Annotated in this window: 11 protein-coding genes; 6 read left to right on the top strand and 5 right to left on the bottom strand. The window is 71.8% G+C overall.

All coding sequences use genetic code 11. From position 1 onward, the window contains the following. Positions 1–56: 56 nt before the first annotated feature. Positions 57–1,283 (bottom strand): bifunctional adenosylcobinamide kinase/adenosylcobinamide-phosphate guanylyltransferase, encoded by a 1,227-nt coding sequence (locus OTB19_RS14685; RefSeq protein WP_267798598.1) that lies wholly within the window; start codon positions 1,281–1,283, stop codon positions 57–59. Positions 1,284–1,411: 128 nt separating this feature from the next. On the opposite strand from OTB19_RS14685, the gene OTB19_RS14680 reads away from it, so the two are divergent. Further along, positions 1,412–1,624 carry a hypothetical protein gene (locus OTB19_RS14680; RefSeq protein ID WP_053676083.1) on the top strand — a complete coding sequence of 71 codons (213 nt, stop codon included), beginning with the start codon at positions 1,412–1,414 and terminating at the stop codon, positions 1,622–1,624. 28 nt (positions 1,625–1,652) lie between these two features. Here OTB19_RS14680 and OTB19_RS14675 read toward each other — a convergent pair whose 3' ends face one another. Next, a complete protein-coding gene (locus OTB19_RS14675; RefSeq protein ID WP_420716842.1) occupies positions 1,653–2,396 on the bottom strand; it encodes a class I SAM-dependent methyltransferase in 744 nt (247 codons plus the stop codon). Positions 2,397–2,476: 80 nt separating this feature from the next. Continuing rightward, entirely contained in the window at positions 2,477–3,076 is a 600-nt protein-coding gene (locus tag OTB19_RS14670; protein WP_078998457.1) for a DUF3043 domain-containing protein, read from the bottom strand. 282 nt (positions 3,077–3,358) lie between these two features. On the opposite strand from OTB19_RS14670, the gene OTB19_RS14665 reads away from it, so the two are divergent. After that, positions 3,359–4,153 (top strand): PspA/IM30 family protein, encoded by a 795-nt coding sequence (locus OTB19_RS14665; protein WP_324289483.1) that lies wholly within the window; start codon positions 3,359–3,361, stop codon positions 4,151–4,153. Between the two features lie 14 nt (positions 4,154–4,167). After that, complete coding sequence (pspAA, locus tag OTB19_RS14660) at positions 4,168–4,446, top strand: PspA-associated protein PspAA (RefSeq protein WP_267798596.1); 279 nt, start codon at positions 4,168–4,170, stop codon at positions 4,444–4,446. A gap of 136 nt (positions 4,447–4,582) precedes the next feature. Here the strand turns inward: pspAA and OTB19_RS14655 are convergent, their stop codons facing one another. Next, entirely contained in the window at positions 4,583–5,350 is a 768-nt protein-coding gene (locus OTB19_RS14655) for a hypothetical protein (RefSeq protein ID WP_267798595.1), read from the bottom strand. Between the two features lie 70 nt (positions 5,351–5,420). Between OTB19_RS14655 and cobS the strand changes: the two genes are divergently transcribed. From cobS to OTB19_RS14640, 3 genes are all read left to right on the top strand, one after another. Beyond that, positions 5,421–6,242, top strand: a complete 822-nt coding sequence (cobS, locus tag OTB19_RS14650) for an adenosylcobinamide-GDP ribazoletransferase (protein ID WP_267798594.1) — start codon at positions 5,421–5,423, stop codon at positions 6,240–6,242. 101 nt (positions 6,243–6,343) lie between these two features. Further along, positions 6,344–7,051: a response regulator gene (locus tag OTB19_RS14645; RefSeq protein ID WP_267798635.1), complete on the top strand. Its 708-nt coding sequence runs from the start codon at positions 6,344–6,346 to the stop codon at positions 7,049–7,051. A 170-nt stretch (positions 7,052–7,221) separates the two neighbouring features. Beyond that, on the top strand, positions 7,222–10,338 hold the full coding sequence (locus OTB19_RS14640) for an efflux RND transporter permease subunit (protein ID WP_267798593.1): 3,117 nt from the start codon (positions 7,222–7,224) through the stop codon (positions 10,336–10,338). A 222-nt stretch (positions 10,339–10,560) separates the two neighbouring features. On the opposite strand, the gene nadA is transcribed toward OTB19_RS14640, so the two are convergent. Further along, entirely contained in the window at positions 10,561–11,748 is a 1,188-nt protein-coding gene (gene nadA / locus OTB19_RS14635; RefSeq protein ID WP_267798592.1) for a quinolinate synthase NadA, read from the bottom strand. Positions 11,749–11,844 lie beyond the last annotated feature (96 nt).

The following is an 11,844-nucleotide window of genomic DNA, read 5'->3' as shown; positions in this document are numbered from 1 at the left end:
TTCCGGCCGGTGCGCCGGGGGCGATTTCGGCGCCGCGGCGACCGGCGCCGGCGACGTCAGACCTTCAGTACCACCGCCTGCCCGGCCACGACCAGCAGGACGTGCTCGCACTCCGCCGCCACCGCGTTGTTGAGCCGCCCCAACTCGTCACGGAAACGTCGGCCGGAGGACGTCGCGGGGACCACTCCCGAGCCGACCTCGTTGCTGACGAGCACCACCGGACGACGGGTCGCGCGGACCGCCGCCACCAACTCCGCGGTCGACTCGCGCAGTTTCTTCTGCCCGCCGCCCGCCCACACGTCGTCGTCCCAGGCCCCGGCCCGGTCCATCGCGTCGGTCAGCCACAGCGCCAGGCAGTCGATCAGCAGCGGCGGACCCCCGGCGTTCTCCAACAGCGGGACCAGCGCACAGGTTTCCACCGTCCGCCAGGTCGACGGCCGCCGCTCCCGGTGCAGACCCACCCGCTGCGCCCACTCCGTGTCCCCGTCGCGGGAACCGCCCGTGGCCACGTAGACCACCTCGGGGAAGCCGGCCAGCCGGCGTTCCGCCTCGTGCGACTTGCCGGACCGCGCGCCGCCCAGGACCAGGGTGCGGCGCGGCAGCTCCGGCGTCGCGTGGTACTCGCCGACCGCCACCGTCGTGCCGTCCGGCACCACCCGCGCCCCGGCCGCCGCGCACCGCCGCTCCGACTCCCGCCCGGGCGGGGTGTCGTGGTCCAGGTGCACGGCGATCAGATCCGTCGCCGGCCCCAGCGCGCCGCTCGCCCGCAGCCGCGCCACCGCCTCCGGCCGGCCGACCACGTCCGCGAGCACCACGTCGTAGGGACGCTGCCCGGCCGAGCCGGGCTCCGGGCGCGCGGACCCCAGGCCGGCCGGCGCCCCGCCCGGCGGCAGGTACAGCAGCCGGCCGCCGTCCGGCCCGGTCACCTCGTACCCGGTGCCCGGGGTGTCCATCGGCACCGCCCGCACCCGGTGACCACTGATCACCGACAGCTCCTGCCCGTCCGGCACCCGCCCCGCCGCCGGCAGACCCGGCGGCAGGTCGACGGGGGGCCCGTCGTGCGGATGGGTGAGCAGCACCTGCCGCACACCGGCCAACGAATGGCCCGCGCGAGCCCCGGCCAACACCGCCCCGGGGGTCAGGTCGAGCAGCAGCGCACCGTCCACGAGCACGGCCGTCGCCGCCCTGGAGAGGGGGCCGACGGAGACCGCGCAGGCGGCGCAGGGACAGCCGGGTCGGGGCAGTCCTTCAGGGGTACCTGTACCGAGCAGAGTGAGTTCCACCCGATGATCCTCCCGCGTCCGCGGGAGTGGTGCTCGCCCGGCTACTCTGCGGGCAGACTCAAGGCGAACAACGCAGGTGCGCGAAGGACGATCGACGCGCGAACAGCGGACGAGCAACGGAGGCGGACATGGCGTGGACGTGGCGGTTCGAGACGGCCGAGGGCAGCGAGACGACCCCGTCGGTGGTGCCGGAGGAGTTCACCACGCAGGGGGACGCGGAGTCCTGGATCGGTGAGTACTGGAAGGACCTGCTGGAGGGCGGCACCGAGAAGGTGAAGCTGTCCGACGACACGGGCACCGAGCTGTACACGATGAGCCTGCGCGAGGCCCTGGACGCCTGACCGGCTCCCGCCGCCGCGGTGTGCGGACTCAGCCCCGCACACCGCACAGGTGCAACAGCGCCGCCACCGCGCGGTACGGGTCGGTGCGCCCGGCCCGGTCCTCGGCGGCGAGCAGCCGTTCCAGCTCCGCCTCCCGAGGCAGGTGGTTCCCGGCCTCCGTGCCGTCGGTGAAGACCCGCACCCCGTACCAGGCCTGGAGCGGAGCCCCGATCCCCGAGAGCGTGGCCGTCAGACCCGCCAGCCGGTCGGCCCGTACGTCCAGACCCAACCGGTTCGTGTAGTCGACGGTGTCGAACGCCTTCAGGGCGGCGCTCCAGTCCCCGCCGAGCCCCGGTCGCATGGCGAGCGCGTCGCCGTTGCGCACCAACAGGGACAACAGCCCGCCCGGGGCGAGCATCCGGGCCAGCCCCGCCAGCATGGCGTCCGCTTCCGGCACGTACATCAGGACGCCGTGGCACAGCACGACGTCGAAGCTGCCCGGCACGAAGTGCGCGCCGGTTTCCCGGCCGTCGCCCTCCATCAGCCGGACCCGGTCGCGGATGCCGGCAGGCTCGCCGGCCAGCGCCTCGCGGGCCACCGCCAGCATGTCGGGGTCCTGTTCCAGGCCGGTCACCTTGTGTCCGGCGCGCGCCAGGCGCAGGGCCTGGGTGCCCTGGCCCATGCCCACGTCGAGGACGCGTAGTCGCTGCCCGACCGGGAAGCGGTGCGCGATCTGTTCGTCGACCTGGCGGCCCACGAGTTCCTGCCGGACCGCGTTACGCAGTCCGCCCAGGCCCTCCAGCCACAGTCGGGATCCCCCGGAGAAGTCGGCCACGTCGCCCCCCGACGCCCCGGATGCGGGCGTCGCTGCGCTCAGGGCCGTTCCCCACGCTTGACCTGCGGCTTCGGCAGGCGCAGCCGGCGCATCTGCAGGGTGCGCATCAGGCCGTACGCGACGGCGCCGCGCTTGGGCTCGTCCGGGAAGCGCTCGTTGACGGCCTTGCGCAGGCGGATGAACATGCCGATGGAGTCGAGGAGGATCAGCGCGATCACACCCATCCACAGCACCAGCGCGATGCTCTGGAGCCGCTCGACCCGCACCATGCTCAGCACGAGGATGATCACCGCCAGCGGCAGGAACATCTCGGCGACCGAGAAGCGCGAGTCCACGAAGTCGCGGACGAAGCGGCGGACGGGGCCCTTGTCGCGGGCGGGCAGGTAGCGCTCGTCGCCGTTGGCGAGGGCCTCGCGCTGCTTCGCCATCTCCACGCGACGGCGCTCACGGGCCCGCTTGGCGTCCTCCTTCCGGTTGCCGGTCGAGGCCACCACTGCCTTGCGCTGCGACTGGGCCACAGCACGCTTCGGCGTCGGGCGGCCCTTCGGGGCCTGGGGGTCACGGGGCTGCGAAAGGTCGGCGCTCACCTTGTCGGTGGCGGGGGCCTTTTCTTCCTTGGAGGAACGGCTACCAAACACGCAACCAAGCCTACGTGGTCAAGGGCACGCTCCCCACCTCGGCGGGGAACGATCCGGCAACGGCGGGCGTCTTCCCTTGTGCAGGGTTCTAGTGACGGGCGGGCCCCTCCGGGGATCTCCTGGGACCACCTACTCCTCACGCCTGACACGGCGGTGGCGTAGTCGTCCTGGAGGAGGAGCGCATTCGTTCTCGAACAGTGCGGTAATGGAGACAGGGCCCGTACTGTGGGTTCTGTTGGTGACCTGGAGTGAAGTCCTTCTAGAAGGGGGCGCGCGAAGCCCATGAGCGGTGTCATGAAGCGTATGGGGATGATCTTCCGCGCGAAGGCGAACAAGGCCCTTGACCGGGCCGAGGACCCGCGCGAAACCCTCGACTACTCGTACCAGAAGCAGCTGGAGCTGCTGCAGAAGGTGCGCCGCGGGGTCGCCGACGTCGCGACCTCCCGCAAGCGCCTGGAACTGCAGCTGAACCAGCTCCAGGGCCAGTCCACCAAGCTGGAGGACCAGGGCCGCAAGGCGCTCGCCCTCGGCCGCGAGGACCTGGCCCGCGAGGCCCTGTCCCGGCGCGCGTCGCTCCAGCAGCAGGTCAGCGACCTGGAGGTGCAGCACCAGACCCTCCAAGGCGAGGAGGAGAAGCTGACGCTCGCCGCGCAGCGCCTCCAGGCCAAGGTGGACGCCTTCCGCACGAAGAAGGAGACCATCAAGGCCACCTACACCGCGGCCCAGGCGCAGACCCGGATCGCGGAGTCCTTCTCCGGCATCTCCGAGGAGATGAGCGACGTCGGCCTCGCCATCCAGCGGGCCGAGGACAAGACGGCCCAGCTCCAGGCCCGCGCCGGCGCGATCGACGAGCTGCTGGCCTCCGGCGCCCTGGACGACCGCAGCGGCCTCGGCTCCAAGGACGACATCCAGGCCGAGCTGGACCGCCTCTCCGGCGGCTCGGACGTGGAACTGGAACTCCAGCGGATGAAGGCCGAACTGGCGGGCGGCCCGGCCGACCGACAGCAGGCCATCGAGGGCGGCGCCCCGGGCGCCGGTCAGCCCACCCAGACCCCGCACCGGTTCGACAAGCAGTAGGGACGGGGCCCGTCATGATTGTCCGCATCATGGGGGAGGGCCAGTGGGAACTGGCCGACAGCCACTTCGTCGAGCTGAACAAGCTCGACGACGAACTGCTCGCCGAGATGGAGTCCGGTGACGGCGAGGGGTTCCGGCGCACGCTGGCCGCGCTCCTCGACGCGGTCCGCAGACTCGGCGAGCCCCTGCCGGACGACGCGCTGGAGCCGTCCGAGCTGATCCTCCCGGCGCCCGGCGCGAGCCTGGACGAGGTCCGCGAGATGCTCAGCGACGACGGCCTGATCCCGGGCTGATCCCCCGGGGCACCGGCATGCACGCGACGGCACGCACCAAGGCACGCGGCACGCACGCACCCAGGCACACCGACACCGCAGGACGACGGGCCCGCCCCCACATTCGGGGCGGGCCCGTCGTCCGGCCGTACGCCCGTCAGTCCGGGCCCTTCTCCAGCGAGACCCGCTCCGGGTCCGGGGTCCCGCCGATGAAGTTCTCGAACCTGCGGCGCGGCGAGGCCCAGCGCCGGTCGTGGTGGAAGGCGCGCAGCCCCGCCCTGGCCCGCGCCTTCGGACGGTTCGCGTAGAAGCGCTTCGCGTAAGGGGAACCGGGGCGGGCGAGGCGGACCGCGCCGATCAGCGCCACGAACGGCACGACCGTGCCGAAGATCGCGGTGCGCGGCTTGCCCTTCCACAGCGCGACCAGCGCCAGGAAGAAGTTGCCGGCCATGTTCATCATGACCACCCCGCGGCTCTGCCGTTCCTCGGGGGTGAGGTCGTTGACCCCGAACGGCAGGAACCCTCCGAGCATCAGTGCCACCAGCGCCGCAGTCAGGACCACGATCTCCACGCTCTTGCGGCCGTCCTCGCTCCAATACACGTCGTCCAGGTGCAGGATCAGCGCGAACTCGTCCAGCACCAGCCCGGCGCCGATTCCGAAGATCACGGCCGAGAGCAGCGATCCGAAGCCCTGCCGGCCACTGCTGATCGCACCGAAACCGCCGATGATCACCAGGATCACGCCCGGCACGGCGTGATGGATGTGCATGCCGCCCGGCGTGACGTTCTTGAAGGGCCCCCGCCCCGCCCGGATCAGGCGGGTGATCACCCTGGTGATCAGGAAGGACAGGACGAACGACAGCAGGGCGAGCAGCAGCGGGAGCTTGCCCGGCTCCAGGATGTTGCGGTACCACCAGTGACCCATGACACCACCTTCCACCGTGGCGGGTAATGCGCAATTCAACGCCGAGCGCGGCGGGGTAGCGTTCGCGCCGATGAAAGATTCGTTCGAAGATCCGCCGCAGTCGCCGCCGCCCGAGCGCGCCCCGTTCCTCGACGGGGTCCGCTTCGCGTTCGGCACCCTCACCGTGCTGCCCGCCCGCATCACCCGATGGGACCGGCCGGCCGCCCGTACCGGGATGGCCTGCGCGCCGCTCGCCGGCCTCGCCGTGGGTCTGATCGCGGCCGTCCCCGGGGTGCTCCTGCTGGTCCTCGGCGGCGGGCCGCTGCTGGCCGCCGCCGTCACCGTCGCCGTGCCGGCCGCGCTGACCCGGGGCCTGCACCTCGACGGACTCGCCGACACGGTCGACGGGCTGGGGAGCGCCAAGCCCGCCGAAGAGGCGCTGCGGATCATGAAGCAGTCCGACATCGGCCCCTTCGGGGTGATCGCCCTGCTGGTGGTCTTCCTGGTGCAGGTGGCGGCGCTGGCGAACGTGTACGCCGACGGTTGGGCACGGGGCGCCCTGGCCGCCGTGCTCGCCGCCGTCACCGCGCGCCTCGCGATGACCCTGGCCGCCCGCGACGGTGTCCCGGCGGCCCGCCCCGGAGGCCTGGGCGCGGCGGTGGCGAGCGTGGTCCCCATCCGCTCGGCCGTCCTCGTCACCGTCCTCTCCGCGGTGGCCTGCACGGCCGCGGCCCTCCCGCTGGGGCTGCCCGCCGCTGCCCAACACGCGGCGGCGGTACTCGTCGCCCTGCCGGTCGCCGAACTGCTCCTGCGCCGGTGCGTGCGCCGCTTCGACGGGGTCACCGGGGACGTCTTCGGCGCCCTGTCCGAGGTCGCGGCCACCGTGGTCCTGGTGGTCCTGGCCCTGGGCTGACCGCCGCGGACCCCGGGGCGCCGGCATCGCGGCGCCGCCCGGTGACCGGGCCGGGATCATGGGGGTCGTACCCTCGGGGGGTGGACGACACGGTGACAGGGATGCCGGGCGGCGGGCCCATCAGGGTGCTGCTCGCCGACGATCAGGCGCTGCTGCGCAGCGCGTTCAAGGTGCTCGTCGACTCCGAGGCCGACATGGAGGTCGTCGGCGAGGCCTCCGACGGGGCCCAGGCCTACGCCCTCGCGGGCGAACGACGGGCCGACGTGGTCCTCATGGACATCCGGATGCCGGGCACCGACGGGCTCGCCGCCACCCGCATGATCAGCTCCGATCCGGAACTGCGCGACGTCCGCGTCGTCATGCTGACCACCTTCGAGGTGGACGAGTACGTGGTCCAGGCCCTGCGCGCCGGCGCCTCCGGCTTCCTCGGCAAGGGCGCCGAACCGGACGAGCTGCTCACCGCGATCCGGGTCGCCGCCGCCGGCGAGGCCCTGCTGTCCCCGGCCGCCACCAAGGGGCTCATCGCCACCTTCCTCGCGCAGGGCGGCCACCCGGACGTCCCCGCCGACGGCTCCGCGCACGCCGCCCGCCTCGCCACGCTGACCGTGCGCGAGCGCGAGGTCCTCGTACTCGTCGCGGCGGGCCTGTCCAACGACGGCATCGCCGGCCGCCTGGAGGTCAGCCCGCTCACCGTCAAGACCCACGTCAACCGGGCCATGGCCAAGCTGGGCGCCCGCGACCGGGCCCAACTGGTGGTCATCGCCTACGAATCGGGCCTGGTGCGGCCCCGGGCCGACGGCGCGCGGTAGTCCCGCGGGGCGGCGCAGTAGTACGGCGTACTGCGGGCGCGGTATGCCGCGCGTAAGGACGGGACCTGGGGGCGACGAAGCGGCGCCCCCGGGTACGAAAGGCTGAGGGGCCCTCGCTTGCCCCCGACGGTGTCACCTCGCCGCCGTCACCGAATGAGAGATCCTCCACCATGTCGTGGCTGTCCCGCTTCAGCCTGGCCCAGAGAGCACTGATCGGCCTCGTGTCGATCATCGCGCTCCTCTTCGGCGCCATAGCCGTCCCGCAGCTCAAGCAGCAACTGCTGCCGTCCATCGAACTGCCGATGGTGTCCGTGCTCGCGCCCTACCAGGGCGCCTCGCCCGACGTGGTGGAGAAGCAGGTCATCGAGCCGATCGAGGCCACCCTCAAAGGCGTCGACGGCATCACCGGCATCACCTCCACCGCCAGTGAGGGCAACGCCCTCGTCATGGCGACCTTCGACTACGGCGACAGCGGCACCAAGCAGCTCGTCGCCGATGTCCAGCAGGCCGTCAACCGGGCCCGCGTCCGGCTGCCCGCCGACGTGGACCCGCAGGTGGTGGCCGGTTCCACCGACGACATCCCGACCGTCATCCTCGCCGTCACCTCGGACAAGGACCAGCAGGCCCTCGCGGACCAGCTGGAGTCCTCGGTGGTCCCCGTCCTCTCGGACATCGAAGGCGTCGGCCAGGTCACCGTGGACGGGGTCCGGGACCTCCAGGTCACCGTCACCCCCGACAACGCGAAGCTCGCGGCCGCCGGCCTCGACGCCGGCGCGCTGAACAAGGGCCTCCAGGCCGGCGGCGCCACCATGCCGGCCGGCTCCTTCGACGAGGAGGGCAAGAACCGCACCGTCCGCGTGGGCGCCGGCTACACCTCCCTCGCCCAGCTGGAGGACCTGCGGCTGAGCCCCGGCCCCGGCAAGCCGGCCGTCCGCCTCGGCGACGTGGCCGCGGTGAAGCAGGAGCCGGCCCAGGCCGTCTCCCTCACCCGTACCAACGGCAAGCCCAGCCTCGCCCTCGTCCTGACCATGGACAAGGACGGCAGCGCCGTCGCGATCTCCGACGCCGTCAAGGACAAGCTGCCCGAGCTGCGTTCCACCCTCGGCTCCGGCGCCGACCTGGCCGTGGTCACCGACCAGGGCCCGGCCGTCGCCAAGTCCATCTCCAGCCTCACCACCGAGGGCCTGCTCGGCCTGGTCTTCGCGGTGATCGTGATCCTGGTCTTCCTCGGCTCCCTGCGCTCGACCCTGGTCACCGCGGTCTCGATCCCGCTGTCCGTGGTCCTCGCGCTGATCGTGCTGTGGACCCGCGACCTGTCGCTCAACATGCTGACCCTGGGCGCCCTCACCATCGCCATCGGCCGCGTCGTCGACGACTCGATCGTGGTCCTGGAGAACATCAAGCGGCACCTCGGCTACGGCGAGGAGCGCGAGGCCGCGATCATCACCGCCGTCAAGGAAGTGGCCGGCGCGGTCACCTCGTCCACGCTGACCACCGTCGCCGTCTTCCTGCCCATCGGCCTCGTCGGCGGAATGATCGGCGAGCTCTTCGGCTCCTTCTCGCTCACCGTCACCGCGGCCCTGCTGGCCTCGCTGCTCGTCTCCCTGACGGTGGTCCCGGTCCTGTCGTACTGGTTCCTGCGCGCCCCCAAGGGCACCTCGCAGGACCCGGACAAGGCCCGCCGCGACGCGGAGGAGAAGGAGGCGCGCAGCCGGCTCCAGCGCCTGTACGTGCGCGTCCTGGGCTTCGCGACCCGCCGCCGGTTGACCAGCGTGGCCATCGCCGTCGTGGTCCTCGTCGCCACCATCGGGATGTCCCCGCTGCTGAAGACCAACTTCTTCGACCAGGGCGAGCAGGACACCCTGACGGTCAAGCAGGAGCTGGCCCCCGGCACCTCGCTGGCCGCCGCGGACGCGTCGAGCCGCAAGGTCGAGCAGGTCCTGGCCTCGGTCGACGGCGTCAAGGACTACCAGGTCACCGTCGGCTCCTCCGGCTTCATGGCCGCCTTCGGCGGCGGCACGGGCTCCAACCAGGCCTCGTACCAGATCACGCTGGAGGACTCCGGCAAGGCCGAGTCCGTCAAGAAGAGCATCGAGACCAGGCTGGCGACGCTCGACGGCGTCGGCGACACCCGCATCATCGCGGGCGGCGGCTTCGGCAGCTCCAACCTGAGCGTGGTCGTCAAGGCCGGCGACGCCGACGTGCTGGCCAAGGCCGCCGCCCAGGTCCAGGCCGAGGTGGCGAAGCTCAAGGACGTCACCGACGTACAGAGCGACCTCTCCCAGTCGGTGCCCCGGATCTCGGTGGTCGCCGGCCCCAAGGCCGCCGAGGCGGGCCTGGACCAGGCCGCGTTGGGCGCGATCGTCGCCCAGTCCGTCCGGGGCATCCCGGCCGGCAAGGCCGTACTGGACGACACCGAGCGGGACATCCTCGTGCGGTCGGCGCAGCCGGCCACCACCCTGGCCCAGCTCCGGGCGCTCCCCGTCGGCCCGGTCGAGCTCGGTGACATCGCCGAGGTCAAGGTGGTCCCCGGCCCGGTCGCGATGACCCGGATCGACGGCGCCCGCGCCGCCACCATCACGGCCAGGCCGGTCGGCGACAACACCGGCGCGGTCGGCACGGAACTCCAGAGCCGGATCAAGGCGCTGGACCTGCCCGCGGGCGCCACCGCTTCGATCGGCGGGGTCTCCGAGGACCAGGACGACGCGTTCGCCTCCCTCGCCCTGGCCATGCTCGCCGCCATCGCGATCGTCTTCATGCTGCTGGTCGCGACCTTCCGTTCGCTGGTCCAGCCGCTGATCCTGCTGGTGTCCGTGCCGTTCGCGGCGACCGGCGCGCTCGGCCTGCTCATCGTCACCGGCACCCCCATGGGCGTCCCGGCGATGATCGGCATGCTGATGCTCATCGGCATCGTGGTGACCAACGCGATCGTCCTGATCGACCTGGTCAACCAGTACCGCGCCCAGGGCCTCGGCGTCGTCGAGGCGGTCATCGAGGGCGGCCGGCACCGGCTCCGCCCGATCCTGATGACCGCCCTCGCGACGATCTTCGCGCTGCTCCCGATGGCGCTCGGCGTCACCGGCGAGGGCGGCTTCATCTCGCAGCCGCTCGCGGTCGTGGTCATCGGCGGCCTGATCAGCTCGACGCTGCTGACCCTGCTGCTCGTGCCGACCCTCTACACGATGGTCGAGCTGTTCAAGGAGCGCCGCCGGGCGAAGAAGCGGGCCCGCCTGACGGTGGTCCCGAGCCCCGCCCCGACCGAGGACGAGACCCCGGTCAAGGTCTGACGCCACCGGCACCCCAGGGCCCCGGCCCCCGCTACGCGTACGGGGGGGCCGGGGCCCTTCCCGTTGACGTACGAGGACCGCGACCACCCCCGGGAACGGCGAAGGGGCACCCGGCGGCAAGCCGGGCGCCCCTTCCTGGTGCACGCACGACGCGTACGCACGACGTGCACGAACGACGTGCACGAACGACGTGCACGGAACGACCCGTGTTCGAGGAGTCCGCTAGGGAAGCGCGAGCATGCGCTCCAGGGCGAGCTTCGCGAAGCTCTCGGTCTCCTTGTCGACCTCGATCCGGTTGACCAGGTTGCCCTCGGCTAGGGATTCCAGGGTCCAGACCAGGTGCGGCAGGTCGATGCGGTTCATCGTCGAGCAGAAGCAGACCGTCTTGTCGAGGAAGACGACCTCCTTGTCCTCGGCGGCGAATCGGTTCGCCAGCCGGCGGACCAGGTTCAGCTCGGTGCCGATGGCCCACTTGGAACCGGCCGGGGCCGCCTCCAGCGCCTTGATGATGTACTCGGTGGAACCGACGTAGTCCGCGGCCGCCACCACCTCGTGCTTGCACTCGGGGTGGACCAGGACGTTCACGCCGGGGATGCGGGCGCGGACGTCGTTGACGGAGTCCACCGAGAACCGGCCGTGCACCGAGCAGTGCCCGCGCCACAGGATCATCTTGGCGTCGCGCAGCTGCTCGACGGTCAGGCCGCCGTTCGGCTTGTGCGGGTTGTAGAGCACGCAGTCGTCCAACGACATGCCCATGTCGCGGACCGCGGTGTTGCGGCCGAGGTGCTGGTCGGGCAGGAAGAGCACCTTCTCGCCCTGCTCGAAGGCCCAGTCCAGGGCCTTCTTGGCGTTGGACGACGTGCAGATCGTGCCGCCGTGCTTGCCGGTGAAGGCCTTGATGTCGGCCGAGGAGTTCATGTAGGAGACCGGCACGGTGTCGCCCGCGATCCCGGCCTCGGTCAGCACGTCCCAGCACTCCGCGACCTGCTCGGCGGTGGCCATGTCGGCCATCGAGCAGCCGGCCGCGAGGTCGGGGAGGACGACCTTCTGGTCGTCGGACGTGAGGATGTCCGCGGACTCGGCCATGAAGTGGACGCCGCAGAAGACGATGTACTCGGCCTCCGGCTTGGCGGCCGCGTCCCTGGCCAGCTTGAACGAGTCGCCGGTGACGTCCGCGAACTCGATGACCTCGTCGCGCTGGTAGTGGTGGCCGAGGATGAAGACCTTGTCCCCGAGCTTCTCCTTGGCCGCGCGGGCGCGCGCCACCAGGTTCGGGTCCGACGGCGAGGGCAGGTCGCCGGGGCACTCCACCCCGCGCTCGCTCTTGGGGTCGGCTTCGCGGCCGAGCAGCAGCAGGGCAAGGGGCGTCGGCTGGACGTCCAAAGGCTGGGCGGTGGTCACGACACGCACCCTTTCTGTTCTGCGACTAGGTACTTCCGAGGAAGCGCTTCGACTTCTCGTCTATTTGACGTTATCTATCATAACCGCTTCACGTCAGTTTGACGA

The organism is Streptomyces sp. H27-H5, assembly GCF_026627505.1.
Taxonomy (GTDB): domain Bacteria; phylum Actinomycetota; class Actinomycetes; order Streptomycetales; family Streptomycetaceae; genus Streptomyces.
This window is presented reverse-complemented; position numbering and strand designations above follow the sequence as displayed.